Genomic DNA, 19,533 nt, shown 5'->3' on the forward strand with positions numbered 1-19,533 from the left:
CTGGGAGCCGCTTCCCGAGATAGGAAGCGGACCCCATTATTTCAAAGCGCTTATTCCATGTCCTCGGTGGTGAAATCCTCACCCTGGACGGCGGCCAGCGGATCGTCGCCGATGGCGGCTTCCGGACCCTGGCGCAGTTCGGCGGCATGCTCTTCGGCAGCCGTCTTGGGCGCGATCAGGTCGACCTGGCTGGAGGCCCGCAGCGCCGCCCGCATCGCCGCGTCACGCGACGAGGCGGCGACGCGCATGCGGTTCATGCCGGCGCCGGTGCCCGCCGGGATCAGGCGGCCGACGATGACATTCTCCTTGAGCCCGACCAGCGTGTCCTTCTTGCCCTGGACCGCCGCTTCCGTGAGGACGCGGGTGGTTTCCTGGAAGGAGGCCGCCGAGATGAAGCTGCGCGTCTGGAGCGACGCCTTGGTGATGCCGAGCAGCACCGGCTTGCCCTCTGCCGGCTGGAAGCCGGGCTGGAGCTTGGCGTTGATCTCCTCCATCTCCTCGCGGTCGACCTGCTCGCCCACCAGCAGCGTGGTGTCGCCGGACACGGTGATCTCGACCTTTTGCAGCATCTGACGAACGATCGTTTCGATGTGCTTGTCGTTGATCTTCACGCCCTGCAGTCGATAGACTTCCTGGATTTCGGCAACCAGATATTCGGCCAGCGGCTCGATGCCCAGCACTTCCAATATGTCGTGCGGGTCGGGCGAACCACCGATCAGGTTGTCGCCGCGCTTCACATAGTCGCCTTCCTGAACGTCGATCACCTTGCTCTTGGGGATCAGATATTCGACCGGCTCGCCGCCATCCTCCGGATTGATGGCGATCTTGCGCTTCGCCTTGTAATCCTTGAGGAACTGGACGCGGCCCGACACCTTGGCAATGATGGCATTGTCCTTGGGCTTGCGGGCTTCGAACAGTTCGGCGACGCGCGGCAGACCGCCGGTGATGTCGCGGGTCTTGGCCGCTTCGCGGCTGACACGCGCCAGCACGTCACCGGCCTGCACCTGCGCGCCGTCGTCCACCGACAGGGTCGCACCCACCGCCAGCATGTAGCGTGCGGCTTCGCCCGACTGGTCGTCGAGCAGGGTGAGGCGCGGGCGAAGGTCTTCCTTGGTGCGGGCGGACCCACGATGCTCGGTCACGACGCGCTGCGCGATGCCGGTCGCTTCGTCGGTCTGTTCGGTCAGCGTCTTGCCGTCGATCAGGTCCTGATACTTCACGATGCCCGGCTTTTCGGTGATCACCGGCATGGTGAAGGGGTCCCACTCGGCGAAGCGATCACCCTTCTTCACGGTGTCGCCATCCGCGAACAGGATGGTGGCGCCGTAAGGCAGGCGGTGCGTTTCGCGCTCGCGGCCCTCGCTGTCGATGATCGCGATCTCGCCATTGCGGGCGAGGCTGAGGCGGCGGCCATTCTTGTCGGTGATGGTCGGCATGTCGCGCAGCTCGATCGTGCCGTCCGACATGGCTTCCAGGTTCGACGTTTCGTTGAAGTTCGCCGCGCCGCCGATGTGGAAGGTCCGCATGGTGAGCTGCGTGCCCGGTTCACCGATGGACTGCGCCGCGATGACGCCGACCGCTTCACCGATATTGACCGGCGTACCACGGGCGAGGTCACGGCCGTAGCACTTGCCACAGACGCCCATCTTGCTTTCGCAGATCAGCGGGCTGCGGATCTTCACGGCCTGCGTGCCGATGGCCTCGATCTGCGCGACCAGCGCTTCGTCGAGCAGCGTGCCGATCGGCACGATGACCGAACCGTCCTTGCTGTCGACGATGTCCTGCGCCGTGGTGCGGCCCAGGATTCGTTCGCCGAGCGAGGCGATGACCGAGCCGCCCTGCACGATGGCCTTCATCTCCAGCGCCTTGTCGGTGCCGCAATCCTCCTCGACGACGGTGCAGTCCTGGCTGACGTCGACCAGACGGCGGGTCAGGTAACCCGAGTTCGCCGTCTTGAGCGCGGTGTCGGCCAGACCCTTGCGGGCGCCGTGGGTGGAGTTGAAATATTCAAGGACGGTGAGGCCTTCCTTGAAGTTCGAGATGATCGGCGTTTCGATGATCTCACCCGACGGCTTGGCCATCAGGCCGCGCATGCCGGCAAGCTGCTTCATCTGCGCCTGCGAACCACGGGCGCCGGAATGCGCCATCATGTAGATGGAGTTGATCGGCGCCATGCGGCCCGTATTCGGGTCCTTGGGCTGGGCGCGGATTTCGTCCATCATGGCGTTCGCGACCTGGTCGCCGCAACGGCTCCAGGCGTCGATCACCTTGTTGTACTTTTCCTGCTGGGTGATCAGACCGTCCTGATATTGCTGCTCATAGTCGGCCACCAGCGCCTTGGTTTCGTCGACCATTGCGGTCTTCGAATCCGGGATCACCATGTCGTCCTTGCCGAAGCTGATGCCCGCCTGGAACGCGTGGCGGAAGCCCAGCGCCATGATGGCGTCGGCGAACAGCACCGTGTCCTTCTGGCCGGTGTGGCGATAGACCTGGTCGATGACGTCCCCGATTTCCTTCTTGGTGAGAAGGCGGTTGACGACGTCGAAGGGCACCTTGTGCGACTTGGGCAGGCATTCGCCCAGCAGCATGCGGCCCGGCGTGGTCTCGAAGCGCTTCATATACTGATTGCCGGCTTCGTCGGTCTGCGGCACGCGGCTGATGATCTTCGAGTGCAGGGTGACGGCCTTGGCATAGAGGGCCTGATGGACCTCCTGCATGTCGGCCAGCAGCATGCCTTCTCCCGGCTCGCCTTCGCGTTCCATCGACAGGTAATAGATGCCCAGCACCATGTCCTGCGAGGGGACGATGATCGGCTTGCCGTTCGCGGGGCTGAGGATGTTGTTGGTCGACATCATCAGCACGCGGGCTTCAAGCTGGGCTTCCAGCGAAAGCGGCACGTGGACGGCCATCTGGTCGCCGTCGAAGTCGGCGTTGAAGGCCGAGCAAACCAGCGGGTGAAGCTGGATCGCCTTGCCCTCGATCAGCACGGGTTCGAACGCCTGAATGCCGAGGCGGTGGAGCGTCGGCGCGCGGTTCAGCATGACCGGGTGCTCGCGGATCACCTCGTCGAGAATGTCCCAGACTTCCTTGCGCTCCTTCTCGACCCACTTCTTGGCCTGCTTCAGGGTCATGGAGAGACCCTTGGCGTCGAGGCGGGCGTAGATGAAGGGCTTGAACAGTTCGAGCGCCATCTTCTTGGGCAGGCCGCACTGGTGCAGCTTGAGTTCCGGGCCGGTCACGATGACCGAGCGGCCCGAATAGTCGACGCGCTTGCCGAGCAGGTTCTGACGGAAGCGGCCCTGCTTGCCCTTCAGCATGTCGGACAGCGACTTCAGCGGACGCTTGTTCGCGCCGGTGATGACGCGGCCGCGGCGGCCATTGTCGAACAGGGCGTCGACGGCCTCCTGCAGCATGCGCTTTTCGTTGCGGACGATGATGTCCGGCGCGCGCAGTTCCATCAGCCGCTTCAGGCGGTTGTTGCGGTTGATGACGCGGCGATAGAGGTCGTTCAGGTCCGAGGTCGCGAAGCGGCCGCCGTCCAGGGGAACAAGCGGGCGCAGTTCCGGCGGGATGACCGGCACGACGTCCAGGATCATCCACTCCGGCCGGTTGCCCGACTCCAGGAAGGACTCGACGACCTTCAGCCGCTTGATGATCTTCTTGGGCTTCAGTTCCGACTTGGTGACGGCCAGTTCGTCCAGCAGCGCCTGCTTCTCGCCCTCAAGGTCGAGGTCCATCAGCATCTGCTTGACCGCTTCCGCGCCGATGCCGGCGGAGAAGGCGTCTTCGCCATATTCGTCCTGCGCGTCGAGCAGTTCGTCCTCGGTCAGGAGCTGATACTTCTCCAGCGGGGTCAGGCCCGGCTCGGTGACGATGTAGCTTTCGAAATACAGGACGCGCTCAAGCTGCTTGAGCTGCATGTCGAGCAGCAGGCCGATGCGCGAGGGCAGCGACTTCAGGAACCAGATGTGCGCGACGGGCGCGGCCAGTTCGATATGGCCCATCCGCTCGCGGCGGACCTTCGACACCGTGACCTCGACGCCGCACTTCTCGCACACGATGCCCTTGTACTTCATGCGCTTGTACTTGCCGCACAGGCATTCATAGTCCTTGATCGGACCGAAGATGCGGGCGCAGAACAGGCCGTCACGTTCCGGCTTGAACGTGCGGTAGTTGATGGTTTCCGGCTTCTTGATCTCGCCGAAGGACCAGCTGCGGATGCGCTCCGGAGAGGCAAGGCCGATCTGGATCTGGTCGAAGGTTTCCGGCTTCTGGATCGGATTGGCGAAGTTCGTCAGTTCGTTCATTTTTCAGTCCCTCTAGAGGGTAAATTGTTCGGGGCGGGGCAGGGAGGGAGCGCCGTCTTCGGGAGACAGCGCTCCGGAGTTCCCTTTATTCCGCCGCCTGCGCGAAGCCGTCATCGTCCTCGATCTCGTCCATCGACGCGAGTTCGACATTGAGGCCCAGCGAGCGCATTTCCTTGACCAGCACGTTGAAGCTTTCGGGAATGCCGGCCTCGAACGTGTCGTCGCCCTTGACGATCGCCTCATAGACCTTGGTGCGGCCGACCACGTCGTCCGACTTCACCGTCAGCATTTCCTGCAGCGTGTAGGCGGCGCCATAGGCCTGGAGCGCCCACACCTCCATCTCACCGAAGCGCTGGCCGCCGAACTGCGCCTTACCGCCCAGCGGCTGCTGGGTGACGAGGCTGTAGGGGCCGATGGAGCGTGCGTGGATCTTGTCGTCGACCAGGTGGTGCAGCTTCAGCATGTAGATGATGCCGACAGTCACCTTGCGGTCGAACTTGTCGCCCGTGCGGCCGTCGAACAGGTCCGACTGGCCCGACGAGTGCAGGCCCGCCAGTTCCAGCATCGCCGACACGTCCGCTTCGCGGGCGCCGTCGAACACCGGGGTCGCCATCGGCACGCCGCGTGCGAGATGTTCGGCCAGGTCCACGATCTGATCGGCCGTGCGGCCTTCGATCTGGTCGGCATATTGCGGCCCATAGGTTTCGAGCAGGCGGGTCTTCACCGCATCCGGCATCTCACCGCCCTGCGCGTTCGGATTGGCTTCGCGCCATTCCTCCAGCGCATGCTTGAGCTGCTGGCCAAGGCCGCGCGCGGCCCAGCCGAGGTGCGTTTCGAAGATCTGCCCGACGTTCATGCGCGACGGCACGCCCAGCGGGTTCAGCACGATGTCGACATGGGTGCCGTCCTCCAGGAACGGCATGTCCTCGATCGGCAGGATGCGCGAGATGACGCCCTTGTTGCCGTGACGGCCGGCCATCTTGTCGCCCGGCTGCAGCTTGCGCTTCACCGCGACGAAGACCTTCACCATCTTGAGCACGCCCGGGGGCAGTTCGTCGCCGCGCTGCAGCTTGTCGACGCGGTCCTCGAACTTCTCGACGATCAGCTTCACCGCTTCGTCATATTGCGCCTTGACGGCTTCGATGCCGGCCTGGCGGGCGTCGTCCGCAACCGCGAACTTCCACCATTCATGACGCTCGACCTCAGCCAGCAGGGCTTCGTCGATTTCCACGCCCTTGCGCACGCCCTTGGGAGCGGCCGTGGCGGTCTGGCCCAGCAGCATTTCCTGGAGGCGGTTGAAGGTGGCGCGGTTGAGGATGGCGCGTTCGTCCTCCCGGTCCTTGGCGAGACGGTCGATTTCCTCCCGCTCGATCGCCATGGCGCGCTCATCCTTGTCGATGCCGTGGCGGTTGAAGACGCGGACTTCCACGACCGTGCCGGCCACGCCCGGCGGCAGACGCAGCGAGGTGTCGCGTACGTCGCTCGCCTTTTCACCGAAGATCGCGCGGAGCAGCTTTTCTTCCGGGGTCATCGGCGATTCGCCCTTGGGGGTGATCTTGCCGACCAGGATGTCGCCCGGCTCCACTTCGGCGCCGATATAGACGATGCCCGCCTCGTCGAGGTTGCGCAGCGCTTCCTCGCCGACGTTCGGAATGTCGCGGGTGATGTCTTCCGGACCCAGCTTGGTGTCGCGGGCCATGACCTCGAACTCCTCGATATGGATCGAGGTGAAGACGTCATCCTTCACGATCCGCTCGGAGATCAGGATGGAGTCCTCGTAGTTGTAGCCGTTCCAGGGCATGAACGCGACCAGCGTGTTGCGGCCCAGCGCCAGCTCGCCGAACTCGGTCGACGGGCCGTCCGCGATGACGTCGCCGGCTTCGATCAGGTCGCCCACCTTCACCAGCGGGCGCTGGTTGATGCAGGTGTCCTGGTTGGAGCGCTGGAACTTCTGCAGCGTGTAGATGTCGACGCCCGACTGGCCGGGTTCGATGTCGCCGGTGGCGCGGATCACGATGCGGGTCGCGTCGACCTGGTCGATGATGCCCGCGCGACGCGCCGCGATGGCGGCGCCCGAGTCACGCGCAACCGTGCCTTCCATGCCGGTGCCGACGAACGGCGCCTCGGCACGGACCAGCGGCACGGCCTGACGCTGCATGTTCGATCCCATGAGCGCGCGGTTGGCGTCGTCATTTTCCAGGAACGGGATGAGCGAGGCCGCGACCGACACCAGCTGCTTGGGGCTGACGTCCATCAGGGTGATGTGGTCCTTGGGCGCCATCAGGAATTCGCCCGCCTCCCGCGCCGAGATCAGGTCTTCGGCCAGCGTGCCCTCTTCGGTCAGCTCGGCGTTGGCCTGCGCGATCGTGTGCTTGGCTTCTTCCATCGCCGACAGATAGACGACCTCGTTCGTTACCTTGCCGTCGATCACCTTGCGGTAGGGCGTTTCGATGAAGCCGTATTTGTTCACGCGGCTGAAGGTCGCGAGGCTGTTGATCAGGCCGATGTTCGGGCCTTCCGGCGTTTCGATCGGGCAGATGCGGCCATAATGGGTCGGGTGAACGTCGCGGACTTCGAAGCCGGCGCGCTCGCGGGTCAGGCCGCCCGGCCCAAGCGCCGACACGCGGCGCTTGTGGGTGACTTCCGATAGCGGGTTGGTCTGGTCCATGAACTGCGAAAGCTGCGAGGAGCCGAAGAACTCACGCACGGCGGCCACGGCGGGCTTGGCGTTGATGAGGTCGTTCGGCATCACAGTCGACACGTCGACGCTCGACATGCGTTCCTTGACGGCGCGCTCCATGCGGAGAAGCCCGACGCGATACTGGTTTTCCAGCAGTTCGCCCACCGAGCGGACGCGGCGGTTGCCGAGATTGTCGATGTCGTCGATCTCGCCCTTGCCGTCCTTCAGGTTCACCAGTTCCTTGACGACCGCAAGGATGTCCTCGGTCCGCAGGGTGGTGACGGTATCCTCGGCGTCGAGGTCGAGGCGCATGTTGAGCTTGACGCGGCCCACGGCCGACAGGTCGTAGCGTTCCGGATCGAAGAAGAGGCCGGCGAAGAGGGCTTCGGCGGTTTCCTTCGTCGGCGGTTCGCCGGGGCGCATCACGCGATAGATGTCGGCCAGCGCCTGGTCCCGCTCCTCGGCCTTGTCGGCCTTCAGGGTGTTGCGGATCCACGGACCCGTGGTGACATGGTCGATGTCGAGCAGTTCGAGGCGGTCGATGCCCGCCTTGTCCAGCTTCTCCAGATTTTCCGGCGACACTTCGTCACCAGCCTCGATGTAGATTTCGCCGGTCGACTCGTTGATGAGGTCATAGGCGCTGTAGCGGCCATAGACTTCCTCGGTCGGGATCAGCAGGGTTTCAAGGCCGTCCTTCTCCGCCTTGTTGGCGGCGCGGGGCGAAATCTTGTGACCGGCGGCGAACACCACCTCGCCCGACTTGGCGTCGACGATGTCGAAGGCGGGCTTCTGGCCGCGCCAGGCTTCGGCGGTGTAGGGAATCTGCCAGCCGCCTTCGCCGCGCAGGAAGGTCACCTTGTTGTAGAAATAGCCCAGAATGTCCTCGGCATTGAGGCCGAGCGCATAGAGCAACGCCGTGACCGGCAGCTTGCGCTTGCGGTCGATGCGGACGTTGACGATGTCCTTGGCGTCGAATTCGAAGTCGAGCCACGAACCGCGATAGGGGATCACGCGGGCGGCGAACAGATATTTGCCCGAAGAGTGGGTCTTGCCCCGGTCATGGTCGAACAGGACGCCCGGCGAGCGGTGCATCTGCGACACGATGACGCGCTCCGTGCCGTTGACGATGAAGGTGCCGTTCTGCGTCATGAGCGGCATGTCGCCCATGTACACGTCCTGCTCCTTGATATCCAGGACGGAGCGGGTTTCGGTGTCGGCATCCACCTCGAACACGATCAGGCGCAGCGTGACGCGCATCGGCGCCGCATAGGTGATGCCGCGCTGACGGCATTCCTCGACGTCATATTTCGGGTCTTCCAGCTCGTAATGGACGAAGTCCATTTCGGCGGTGCCGGCGAAATCGCGGATCGGGAAGACCGAGCGCAGGGTCTTTTCCAGGCCGGAGACATAGCCGATCGACGGATCGGAACGGAGGAACTGCTCATAGCTCTCCCGCTGGACTTCGATCAGGTTCGGCATCTGCACCACTTCGTGGATGTCGCCGAATACCTTTCTGATGCGCTTCTTCGCGCCGGTATTGCTGATCGTGGGGAGAGCTTTGGTCGCCATTGCGTATCCTGCCTGGTTGTTCGTCGCATTTTTTCGCATCGCAGCGAAAATTCAGCCTGGCCTGTCGGTTTCAGAGGTGATTCGCCCCTCCACCGCCACGCAAAAAAGTGCGGGCCGGGACTGTCCGATCCGCACTGTCAGCGTCTTGTGACCCGCCGTTTTCGCCCAATCCCGCCGGTCCCGTGCGCTAAACGAAGCCGGTCCCCGGGCGATCCGGGGGACGGTTCCCGCACGCCCGAGGGCAGTGCAAGAGCCGGATTTGAAGGACCCATATAGGCTCCATGCCCGCTCTTGTGAAGGGGGCAGGTCTGTTGATTCTGGCTGGTTGCCGCGTCAGGTCGTTGCTGTAGAGAGATGGGATGGCTTTTGCCGGGATTCAACCTCTTCTGCCGTCGGCTCGTCTGTCGTGAAGCCATGGGCGCGTCTGTGTTGCGCTTTCGCACTGGCCATGGCGGCGCCTGCCTATGGGCAGGAGGACGATGAAGCCGGGGAACCTTCGGCCGGCGAGCATGCCGTCTTCGTCACCGCCCGTCGCGTGGCCGAAGCGCAGGAGAGGGTGCCGATCAGTCTTGACCGCCTTGATGCGGCCGATCTGGAACGGCGCGGTATTGCCAGGCTGGCCGATCTGGCTGGCGTGGTGCCTAATCTCACCATGCCGACCATAGGTGCCTTTGGTGCGCAGCAGCCGATCATGCGCGGCGTCTTTTCTCCCATCGGCGCATCCACGATCGGCCTCTATGTCGATGATGTGCCCATTCAGATCCGGTCGCTAGAGGTGGCGGGCAATCCCGACCTGCGCCGTTTCGACCTCGACCGCGTCGAGGTGCTGCGCGGGCCGCAGGGCACGCTGTTCGGCGCGGATTCCATGGGCGGCACCATCCGCACCCTGACCCGGCAGCCTCAACTGGAAGGCTTGGATGGGCAGGCCAGCGGCGAGTTTGCGTTGGTCGGGAGAGGGGGATTCAGCCGCGAAATGCAGGCGGCCCTGGGCGGCGCCATATTGCCCGGCCGGATCGGCATGCGCGTCAGCGCTTATTATCGCCGCGATGCCGGCGTTATCGACCGGTTCGACCCTGCTTCCGGCGGCCTGTTGACGAAGAATATCGATCACGACGCGGCGCTGGGCCTGCGCTTCGCGTTGAAGGCGGCTCTTGGCGAGCGTCTGGAGTTGACGCCGTCGCTTTTCTTCCAGAGGGCGAAGCGGGGCGACCTGCCCTTTTACGAAAGCAGCCTGGGTCTCTTCCGTCAGACCGCCAGCCTCCGCCAGCCGGGCCATGATCGTTTCCTTTTGCCCGGCCTCACCGCGCGGCTGGACCTGGGCGGCGCCGTGCTGACCGGCGTCACCGCCTGGTTGGACCGCCGAAACCGCCAGATAGTGGATTATTCGGGCTATTTCGGAGAGATCATATTGGGTGGCATGGTCCCGGGAATCCGTACGCCCGGCGGCAGCTATAGCCGGACGACGGTCGATCAAACGGTTTTCACGCAGGAGTTGCGCATTGCATCCGCCGATCCTCGTGCGTCCGTCCGCTGGCTCGTCGGCGGCTTCTACAGCCGATCGCGGATCGCCATGGAACAGCATGTGGTCGAACCTGGGATCGCCGATCTCGCGCAGTCGCAACTGGGCCTGTCGATCGGGGAGATTTTCGGCTTGCCGCTGCTGCCCGGCGGGCTGAGCTATCACAGCCGGCAGCAAATTCGCGAGCGCACGCTGGCGGTTTTCGGGCAGGCAAACTGGACCTTCGCGCCCCGTTGGGAAGTGACGGGAGGCCTGCGTCTGTCCTATAATCCATTGCGCTTCCGCTTGATGTCGGAGGGGCCCTTTGCCGGCGGCAGCAACGCGGTCGGGCCCCGGGGACAAAGCGATACGCCCCTCATTCCCTATGCCGGGCTGTCCTGGCGACCGGGGGGCGACAGTCTTGTCTATCTGAGCGCCGGCAAGGGTTTTCGCGGCGGGGGGACCAATGGAGCGGTGCCGGCGAACAGTTGCGCGGCCGATCTTTCGGCGCTGGGCCGCGCTGCCGCACCGGACAGCTATGGCTCCGACTCGCTCTGGAGTTATGAGGTGGGCGTAAAGGCGGGATTGCCCGCCCGGCGGCTTCACTTGTCGCTGGCCGCTTTCCGCATCGACTGGCGACGCATACAGCAGTCCGTCACCTTGCCCAATTGCGGCTTTTCCTATGTCGATAACCTGGGGGCGGCTCGCAACCAGGGTGTCGAACTGGCGTTACGGAGCGAGCCGCTGCGGCGGCTGGTGCTGGATTTCTCGTTCGGCTTCGTGGATGCGCGTTTCCGCCGCGATGTCGGGCTTCCAGCCTCGGCCATCGTCGCGGCGGGCGACCGGATACCCTATGTACCGCGATGGTCGGGGACGCTGGCGGCGGAATATGGCTTTACGCTGCCGGGGCGGCTGGACGGTTTCGTGCGGACCGAATGGCGGCAGGCAGGGCGCTATCGCCGCGCACCTTCGACCCGGTCGGTGGCCTATGATCCGCGTGTCTATTCGGGCGAGGGAAGCGAACTGCTGTTCCTGCGCATGGGGCTTGGCCGCGATGGCTGGCAGTTGTCCGCCTTTGCCGACAATCTGCTGAACAGCCGCGCGCTGCTCTACCGCAATGCGGAGCTGGTGCCGGTAACCGGATCGCCGCTGCGCGAAATGGCGCAACGGCCGCGCACTGTCGGTCTGTCAGCCAGCTTCGGCCTGTGACGAACGAACCGATGCGATAAGCGGCGCGGCGGCCAGTGCGAGTGCCGCATAGACCGAGACGGGCAAGCCGTAACCGCCGCCCGTCGCGCGCATCTGGTCTGTCCAGAGCGGCGCCAGCGCGCCAACCAGGCTGATGATCGCGGTGTTGAGGCCGAGCAGCCGGGGGAACGCCTCCGCCTCCACCGCGTCGGCGAGCAGCATCGATCCCGACTGGCCCGGCAGCGCGCTCGCAACGCCCCAGAGAAGGACGAACAGCCAGACCCCGGCCATGTCCATCATGCGGACCCCCAGCAGCGCCATGGTCCCCGCGGCCAGCAGCAGCGCCGTCGCGGTCAGGCTGCGCCGCGCGCCGAGCCGGTCGGCCAGCATGCCGCCCATCAACAGGGCGGGCAGGCCGAGCAGATTGGCGCTGCTATAGGCGAGGACCGCCGTGGATTGGCTCAGGCCCTCCGCCATCAGGCTGTCCACCGCCGCGAACAGCACGCCGTTGATCGCGAGCTGCAACAGGGTCATGGCCAGCACGATCCGGAGGAAATTCCCCGTCCGGATGGCTGCCGGGGGCGCGGTCCGCTCCACCGGCATCGGCCCGGCATCCGTCCGGTCCCCGGGGACGAGTAGCACCAGCAGGGGGCAGGCCAGCACGATCGCCGCCGAGCAGAACAGCATGGCCATGCGCCAGGTCCAGAAGGTCATGGCCGCCGCGACAAATGGCGGTACGACGGCGCCCGCCACGACGGCGGCGCCCAGAAAGACCGCAAGCGCGAGGCCTCGCCGCGCCACATGATGCCGGGTGATGACGGCGATGCCGGGCACGATGGTCGATGCGCCCGCGCCGAAGCCCGACAGCGCCATGCCCGCCATCAAGGCCGTTCGCTGCTGCGCGATGGCGGCGAGCGCGAAGCCGGCCGCACTGAGCAGAACGCCGATCAGCAGCACCGGCCGGACGCCGGCTTTTCCCATGGACGAACCGACCGCCAGGCTGGCAAGGCTCATCGCCAGCAGGAACGCGGTGGCGCCGCCGCCCGCCTGCCCCCCGAAATCGGCCGCGATCCCGGGCAGGAGCACGCCCAGCGACATCAGCGTGCACCCCTGGACCAGCAGCGTCATGGCCGACAGGGCGAGAACCGGAAGCCAGGCGCCGTCTGCGGAAAAGCGGGGGAGGAGGAGCAAGGGACGCGGCACGACGGCAGCTTTATCCGTTTTTCCAGCAATTTGAATGGATCGGTGTCCGATTTGTGCAATGCGGCAGGGCGCAATTGCGTATATTCCGCATGGGGACTTGGAGAGATCGGGGCAAAGCTGTGATCCGGACGGAGGATATTTACGACGCGGCGACCGACGATGGCGCGTTCGACCGGCTGGCTTCGACGCTGGCCGACGCGGTCGGCGCGCGCTCGGGCGTTCTGCATTGGGGCCGCACGCCCCAGCATGTCGCGGAAATCTCCTACTCCGGCTATTTCACCGATGCGCAAATGGCGCTTTACGACGAGGAGTTTCAGGACGACGACATTTGGGGCGTCGCGCTGGACCGGGCAGAGGCGGTCAATCGCGTCTGGAATGTCGAAGCGCTCGTACCGACCCATGCCTATGAAGGCAGCCGCATCTACAATGAGTGGATCAAGGGCATGGGCGACGACACTTTCCGTTGCCTGGGCGGCGTGATCCGGAAGGACGGGACGACCGGCCATATCGGCCTGCATCGGGGGCGCACGCAAAAGCCGTTCAACGAGGGCGAAGTGCGGGCGATGCAGGACAGCATCGATCATATCGGCCGCATGTTCGCGATCCGCAGCAAGCTGGACCGCGCCAACCATTATGGCCGTTCGCTGCACGCCACGCTCGACATGGTGGGCCATGCCGTCTTCACCCTGCGCGCCAACGGCGCGCTGATCGACTGCAACCAGATGGCGGACGCGCTGCTGCGCCGGGGCGATGCGCTGAGCTTGCGTCAGCGGCAGTTGAAGGCGCGCGATCCCCGCGACGACGAAGCGTTGCAGGCCGCCTTCAGGGCTGCAACGGCCCGGCAGGGTGGACAGGCGAGCGCGATCTTCGTCCATCGCGAACGGGGCGCGCCCTATGTGCTGTCGATCGCCGCGGTGCGGGTCGGCATGGAGCGGCAGATCGTCGCGATCGCCACCGATCCCGCCGACCGGGACCAGAGCCTCGCCAGCCGCATCCGATCGCTTTACGGCCTCACCAGGGCGGAAGCGGAGGTGGCCGAAGCGCTTTGCCAGGGACGGGGCCTGGAAGACCTGTCGCAGGAACGCGGCGTGGCGCTCAACACCGTGCGGACGCAGATCAAGAATATCTATGTGAAGCTGGATTGCAGCCGCCAGTCCGAACTGGTCGCCCGCATCGGCGCGCTGCCGCGCCTGAGCGGGTTCGAGGACATGGAATAGATAGAAGGCGAGACGGAGCGCCCTTCAGGGTTGGGCGGGCGCCGTCACGGCCGGCGACGGCGGCGCAATCTTCACCACTTCGAAGCGTTCCTTGCGGCGCACGCCCGCCAGTTCCGGCGCGGCGGCGGGCGGCGGCGGGGCTGCCGCCCTGGGGTTCCGCTGAAGCATGCATTCATCCTTGTTGCCGCGCGGCGTCTGGAAGCAGTTCCAGAGCGAGCGCTGCAATCCCGTCGCGCTGTTGTGGATATAGGCGAAGGCCATGCTTTCCATCTGGTCGCCCGACAGAGGCAGGCCGCCCGGCGCGGTTCCCGCTCGCCAGGCCATGATCCGGCATTCCGGGCGCCCGGCGCAGAAGGTCTGGGCCATGGTCGGCCAACTGTCGGGGGAGATGGCGCGCCCCAGTTCGACCAGGAAACTCCTGGCCCCCGGCGCGATGGCGATGAGCCGGACGCCGGCCATCGTCCGGCCCAGCGAATCCGCCCCTATCGCCTGCTGCGGCCGGGCGGCGAGGTCGGCCAGCGTGCCGCCGGTCAGGGCAGGCGGGGACAGACCGGCGGGCGCATCCGGATCGCCCTGGTGCGCGGCGGACAGGCGCGCGATGCGCTGCACCAGCGGCTCGCCGCTTTCGCCCGCGCGGCGGAAGGCGGGGGGCGTGCCCCACCAGCCCCGCCAGCGGAAGAAGAGATGGGTGCCCACGGACGTGATCTTGTCCAGGCTGCCGCTCCAATAGGGCACGACCCAATCGGTATGATAATGGGTGGCGTAGCCGACCGGCTTGTACACCTTGCCCGCCAGGGCCGCCCGCGCGATGTCACGCGCCCTTTCCCACGCCGCCTGTGTCGGCGTGCGGGCGAGCGCGCCGTCGCAGGTGAAGGTGAACTGGCACCCCGTCGCCCGTTCCTGCCCCTGGAAGACGACGCCGCAGACCGTCTTGGGAAAGGCGGGATGCCGCACGCGGTTCAGCACCACCTGCGCGACGGCCCGCTCGCCCACGGCATCGTCGCCCGCCTCGTAAAGCTGCGCGGCGGCCAGGCAGTCCGTGGCGCGGGCGAGGTCGATGGGCGATCCTGAGAAGAGGAATGGCCGCGCCGCCGGATTGGGCAGGCGGGAGAAGGGAATGGCGGCGTTGAAGGCCCGCGCCTGATCGCGCTCCAGCGCATAGACCTCCACCGGCGCGACCGCCGGCGGCGGCGTGGCGGGGCGCGTGAGCCGGGCGGCGGCGACGCCTTCCGGGCGCGGCCTGCCGGGAGGCACCCGCGCCTCCCAGGCGGAAACCATAGCGGGCAGGCCGACGAACAGCAGGAGCCAGAGCAGCCACATCGAACGATGTGGCTGGCTGGTGGGGTTTGCGTCGGTCATGCCCGTTCCGGCTCTTGCCTGTGTCTGGCCTTATTCGGGCAGGAAGTCGGGCACCGACAGATAGCGTTCGCCGGTGTCATAGTTGAAGCCCAGAACGCGGCTGCCCGCCGGGAGTTCCGGCAGCTTCTGATGGATGGCGGCCAGCGTCGCGCCGGAGGAGATGCCGACAAGCACGCCTTCCTCCCGCGCGGCGCGGCGGGCGAATTCCTTGGCGTCGGCCGGATCGACCTGGATCACGCCGTCCAGCAACTGGGTGTGGAGGTTGGCGGGGATGAAGCCCGCGCCGATCCCCTGGATCGGGTGAGGACCGGGCTGGCCGCCGCTGATGACATGGGACAGGGTCGGTTCGACCGCATAGACCTTCAGATGGGGCCAGAGCTGCTTGAGCACCTGCGCGACGCCGGTGATGTGGCCGCCGGTGCCGACGCCGGTAATCAGCGCGTCAAGCGGCGAGTCGGCAAAGTCCGTCGCGATTTCCTGCGCCGTGGTGCGGACATGCACGTCGATATTGGCGGGGTTCTCGAACTGTTGCGGCATCCAGGAACCGGGGGTCTGCTCGACCAGTTCCAGCGCACGCTCGATCGCGCCCTTCATGCCCTTTTCGCGCGGCGTCAGGTCGAAGCTGGCGCCATAGGCCAGCATCAGCCGGCGGCGTTCCAGGCTCATGCTCTCGGGCATGACCAGGATCAGCCTGTAGCCCTTGACCGCCGCGACCATGGCCAGGCCGACGCCGGTATTGCCGGATGTCGGTTCGATGATGGTGCCGCCGGGCTTGAGATCGCCCGACGCCTCCGCCGCCTCGATCATCGACAGGGCGATTCGGTCCTTGATCGACCCGCCGGGGTTGGACCGTTCGGACTTGATCCACACCTCCGCATCACCGAACAGCCGGTTGACGCGGATATGCGGCGTGTTGCCGATGGTTTCCAAGATACTGGATGCCTTCATTGCACTTTCTCCTGCGTGGGCTCGGCCGCCCTTGTTTCGGGTGGGTCGAAGGTACGGGCAAGGCGGAGTTCTGGAAAGAGCTTCGCCCAGATAAGGGTTATCACGATGGCGCCGATCCCGCCGCCGATCACCGCCGCGACCGGCCCGACCAGCGCGGCGAGGAAGCCGGACTCCGCCTCGCCCAGTTCGTTGGAGGCGGAAATGGTGAGCTGCGACAGGCTGGATACGCGGCCGCGCATCTCGTCGGGGGTGTGAAGCTGGATCAGCGACTGGCGGACATAGACGGACACCATGTCGGCCGATCCCAGCAGGATCAGCGCGCCGATGCCGACTTCCGGCGCGATGGCGCGGGGCAGGAAGGCGGTCGAGCCGAAGACGATCGTGGCGATGCCGAAGAGGATGACGGCGCCCAGCATCTTGAGTCCGACTTCCGTCTTCATCGGCCGGAAGGAGAAGAAAAGGGCGGTGACCCCCGCGCCGATGCCGGGGGAAGCGGCGAGATGGCCGAGGCCGGCCGAACCCACATGCAATATGTCGCGGGCATAGACCGGGAGCAGCGCCGTCGCGCCCGCCAGCAGCACCGCGAACAGGTCGAGCGTGATGGTCGCCAGAACCAGCCGGTTGGTGCGGACATAGGTGAGGCCGTCGATCATCTGGCGCACCGGGTGCCGGCTGGTGTCGCGCGGCGGCTGAGGCACCGGGCCGATCAGCATCATGCAGAGCAGGGCGACCGTAAACAGGCCCGAGGCCAGCGCATAGGCCCCCCAGGGCTGCATCGCATAGGCATAGCCGCCCAGCGCCGGGCCCGCGATCATGCCCGCCTGCCACACGACGCTGGAAATGGCGATCGCGTTGGGCAGCAGTTCGCGCGGGACCAGATTGGGGGCGAGCGCGCTATAGGCCGGGCCGTTGAATGCACGCGCGACGCCGACCAGGGCGGCGATGCCGAAGATCAGCGGCAGGCTGACCCAGCCCTCATAGGTGGCGAAGGCGAGGACGGCCGACGCCAGCACCAGCAGCAGCAGGGTGAAACGGGTGATCAGGCGCCGGTCGAAATGGTCGGCCACCCATCCCGTCACGGGCGTCAGGAAGAAGAGGGGCAGGAACTGCGCCAGCCCGATCAGGCCGAGTTGGGCCGAGGCGGCGGCGGTGCTCATCGTTTCGCGGGCGACATTATAGGCCTGCCAGCCCAATATGATCATCATGCTATATTGCGCCAGAACCGTCGCCAGCCGCCCCAGCAGATAGGCCCGGAAATTGCCGAAGCGCAGGGGATGGGCGGGAACCGGGGGGCTAAGCATGCGCACTCCTTAGCGCCTGCACAATGATCCTCGCAACCGCGGCGGTAGAGAAAAGGCGCAGCAATATTTGGGGCGGTGATGGTCTGGCTTTAGAGGAGATCGGGCCTGTTCCCCATGCGCTTGGGCATGGCGGCTTTCGGCTGGGCAGGCTTTCCGTGTCGGTGGGGGCGAACCCTAGCGATCTGGCTGCAACAGGATGCCGCTTACCGATCCATTGCGCACGGAGCAGACGAAGGGCACCGACCGCCGGCCGTCGAACGGACCGACTTCGCCTTCCACTTCCCAACCGGTGGACATGGTGCTGGCGGCGATCCGTCCCAGGACCTTCGCGCCAGGTCCTGCCTCTTCCCGCGCCTTGGCCGCGCAGGCATTGCGGGCTGCCGTGGCGGTCTGGATCGGGCCGTAGCCGGGCGACACATAGGGTTGGCGTCTGGCATCGCGTTCGGCCTGACGATCGCGGGCGATGTCGCTGGCGATGGCGGCGTCCGTGGCGCGGCGCAGGTCGCGATAATCCTGCGCATGGGTGGGCAGGGCAGGCGCCAGACCCAGGGTGCAGATGGCCAGGGTGAAGGTGCCCCGTGTGAAGATGCCTAAGGTGAAGATGATCCTCTTTCGCATGGCATGTCTCCCCTCTTATTTGAACAGGCTGCCCAATATGCCGCGCACCAGTTGCCCCGCAATGCCGCCGGACCTGCGGCTGGACCCGCCGAAGACCGCCCGGCCGATTTCATTGGCGACCTGACGCCCGACGGACGAGGCGGCGGAGCGGGTCGCGGACTGGATCGCCTTGTCGAAGGAGGAGGGCCTGGCGGCTTCGCGGGCGGCGGCTGCTTCCTGCCGCGCCTGTTCCTTTAGCTGGGCCTCGCGCTGCTTGGCCTCTATTTTGGCCTGGGCGGCGGCCGCCTTGTCCGCTTCGGCCTGCGCCTTGGCGGCCTGCGCGGCGGCGGCGGCGGCCTGACCCCGGGCGGCGAGGATTTCCTCTGCCGACTCCCGATCGACGGTCGCGTCATATTTGCCCGCGCAGGGGGATATGGATTGGATGATCGCCCGTTCCTTGGCATCAAGCGGGCCTAGGCGCGACCGGGGCGGGGCGATCAACGTGCGCTGGACGATGCCGGGCGAGCCGTCCTCCTGCAGCAGCGACACCAGCGCCTCGCCCACCTTGAGTTCGGTGATCGCGGTTTCGACGTTCAGGTCCGGATTGACGCGGAAGGTTTCCGCCGCTGCCTTGATCGCCTTCTGGTCGCGGGGGGTGAAGGCGCGCAGGGCGTGCTGGACCCGATTGCCAAGCTGGCCCGCCACATCTTCCGGAATGTCGATCGGGTTCTGCGTCACGAAATAGACGCCGACGCCCTTGGAACGGATCAGTCGCACCACCTGTTCGATCTTGTCGGTCAGCGCCTTGGGCGCATCGTCGAAGAGGAGATGCGCCTCGTCGAAGAAGAAGACGAGGACCGGCTTGTCCGGATCGCCCACCTCGGGCAGCGTCTCGAACAGTTCGGAGAGCAGCCAGAGCAGGAAGGTGGCATAGAGCTTCGGGCTCTGCATCAGCCTGTCGGCGGCGAGGATGTTGACATAGCCGCGCCCCTTTTCATCCACCTGCAACATGTCGTGGATGTCGAGCGCGGGTTCGCCGAAGAAATGGTCGCCGCCCTGGCTTTCGAGCTGGAGCAATTGCCGCTGGATCGCGCCGACGCTGGCCTTGGTCACATTGCCGTAGCGCGCGGACAGGCTGTCGGCATTTTCCGCGCAATAGGCCAGCATTGCCTGCAGGTCGCCCAGGTCGAGCAGCAGCAGCCCTTCCTCATCGGCATATTTGAAGGCGATGGAGAGCACGCCCTCCTGCGTTTCGTTGAGGTCCATCAGCCGGGAAAGCAGCAGCGGCCCCATCTCGCTGACGGTGGTGCGGACGGGATGGCCCTGCTCGCCGTACAAGTCCCAGAAGATGGCGGGATTGTCGGCATAGCTGTAATTGTCGAGGCCGATCTCCCTGGCCCGCGCCACCAGCTTGTCCGCATTTTTGGCGGTGGGGGAGCCGGCCATGGCAATGCCCGCCAGGTCGCCTTTCACATCGGCGAGGAAGACGGGCACGCCCAGCGCGGAGAAGCTTTCGGCTATGCCCTGGAGCGTCACGGTCTTGCCCGTACCGGTCGCGCCGGCGATCAGGCCATGACGATTGGCCCGGCGCAGGTTCAGCGTCTGGGGGATGCCGCCGTCCTTGTCGGGCGCGCCAAGGCCGATGAAAATGCCGTCGCTCATCTCG

At 65.8% G+C, this 19,533-nt stretch carries 10 protein-coding genes; 2 read left to right on the forward strand and 8 right to left on the reverse strand.

Going from position 1 to position 19,533, the window contains the following annotated elements; genetic code table 11:
• Nucleotides 1-50: 50 nt before the first annotated feature.
• Nucleotides 51-4,307, reverse strand: coding sequence for a DNA-directed RNA polymerase subunit beta' (rpoC, locus tag EGM87_RS00175; RefSeq protein WP_137709355.1), 4,257 nt, complete (start codon nt 4,305-4,307; stop codon nt 51-53).
• Between the two features lie 85 nt (nt 4,308-4,392).
• Complete coding sequence (rpoB, locus tag EGM87_RS00180) at nt 4,393-8,556, reverse strand: DNA-directed RNA polymerase subunit beta (RefSeq protein ID WP_044661637.1); 4,164 nt, start codon at nt 8,554-8,556, stop codon at nt 4,393-4,395.
• Nucleotides 8,557-9,004: 448 nt separating this feature from the next.
• On the opposite strand from rpoB, the gene EGM87_RS00185 reads away from it, so the two are divergent.
• Complete coding sequence (locus EGM87_RS00185) at nt 9,005-11,263, forward strand: TonB-dependent receptor (RefSeq protein WP_137709354.1); 2,259 nt, start codon at nt 9,005-9,007, stop codon at nt 11,261-11,263.
• Here the strand turns inward: EGM87_RS00185 and EGM87_RS00190 are convergent.
• Nucleotides 11,243-12,445 carry an MFS transporter gene (locus EGM87_RS00190; protein WP_253719103.1) on the reverse strand — a complete coding sequence of 401 codons (1,203 nt, stop codon included), beginning with the start codon at nt 12,443-12,445 and terminating at the stop codon, nt 11,243-11,245. The genes EGM87_RS00185 and EGM87_RS00190 overlap by 21 nt on opposite strands.
• 119 nt (nt 12,446-12,564) lie before the next feature.
• Here EGM87_RS00190 and EGM87_RS00195 point away from each other — a divergent pair, with 119 nt between their 5' ends.
• A complete protein-coding gene (locus EGM87_RS00195) occupies nt 12,565-13,662 on the forward strand; it encodes a helix-turn-helix transcriptional regulator (protein ID WP_244309654.1) in 1,098 nt (365 codons plus the stop codon).
• Nucleotides 13,663-13,686: 24 nt separating this feature from the next.
• On the opposite strand, the gene EGM87_RS00200 is transcribed toward EGM87_RS00195, so the two are convergent.
• The 5 genes from EGM87_RS00200 to EGM87_RS00220 form a co-directional block, all read right to left on the reverse strand.
• Nucleotides 13,687-15,021, reverse strand: a complete 1,335-nt coding sequence (locus tag EGM87_RS00200) for a cell wall hydrolase (protein ID WP_137709352.1) — start codon at nt 15,019-15,021, stop codon at nt 13,687-13,689.
• A 30-nt stretch (nt 15,022-15,051) separates the two neighbouring features.
• Nucleotides 15,052-15,969 (reverse strand): cysteine synthase A, encoded by a 918-nt coding sequence (cysK, locus tag EGM87_RS00205; RefSeq protein WP_044661642.1) that lies wholly within the window; start codon nt 15,967-15,969, stop codon nt 15,052-15,054.
• Nucleotides 15,966-17,270, reverse strand: a complete 1,305-nt coding sequence (locus tag EGM87_RS00210) for an MFS transporter (RefSeq protein ID WP_044661643.1) — start codon at nt 17,268-17,270, stop codon at nt 15,966-15,968. The genes cysK and EGM87_RS00210 overlap by 4 nt, the downstream gene beginning before the upstream one ends.
• A gap of 174 nt (nt 17,271-17,444) precedes the next feature.
• Nucleotides 17,445-17,888 carry a hypothetical protein gene (locus tag EGM87_RS00215; protein WP_061936420.1) on the reverse strand — a complete coding sequence of 148 codons (444 nt, stop codon included), beginning with the start codon at nt 17,886-17,888 and terminating at the stop codon, nt 17,445-17,447.
• A gap of 15 nt (nt 17,889-17,903) precedes the next feature.
• Nucleotides 17,904-19,529, reverse strand: a complete 1,626-nt coding sequence (locus EGM87_RS00220) for a helicase HerA-like domain-containing protein (protein ID WP_137709351.1) — start codon at nt 19,527-19,529, stop codon at nt 17,904-17,906.
• Between the last annotated feature and the right edge of the window lie 4 nt (nt 19,530-19,533).

Source organism: Sphingobium sp. RSMS, assembly GCF_005406185.4.
Classification (GTDB): Bacteria; Pseudomonadota; Alphaproteobacteria; order Sphingomonadales; family Sphingomonadaceae; genus Sphingobium; species Sphingobium fuliginis.

Coding starts and splice junctions, on each gene's coding strand:
- cysK (WP_044661642.1), bottom strand. CDS start 15,969: ATGAAGGCATCCAGTATCTTGGAAACCATCGGCAACACGCCGCATATC.
- EGM87_RS00185 (WP_137709354.1), top strand. CDS start 9,005: ATGGCGGCGCCTGCCTATGGGCAGGAGGACGATGAAGCCGGGGAACCT.
- EGM87_RS00220 (WP_137709351.1), bottom strand. CDS start 19,529: ATGAGCGACGGCATTTTCATCGGCCTTGGCGCGCCCGACAAGGACGGC.
- rpoB (WP_044661637.1), bottom strand. CDS start 8,556: ATGGCGACCAAAGCTCTCCCCACGATCAGCAATACCGGCGCGAAGAAG.
- rpoC (WP_137709355.1), bottom strand. CDS start 4,307: ATGAACGAACTGACGAACTTCGCCAATCCGATCCAGAAGCCGGAAACC.
- EGM87_RS00215 (WP_061936420.1), bottom strand. CDS start 17,888: ATGCGAAAGAGGATCATCTTCACCTTAGGCATCTTCACACGGGGCACC.
- EGM87_RS00200 (WP_137709352.1), bottom strand. CDS start 15,021: ATGACCGACGCAAACCCCACCAGCCAGCCACATCGTTCGATGTGGCTG.
- EGM87_RS00210 (WP_044661643.1), bottom strand. CDS start 17,270: ATGCTTAGCCCCCCGGTTCCCGCCCATCCCCTGCGCTTCGGCAATTTC.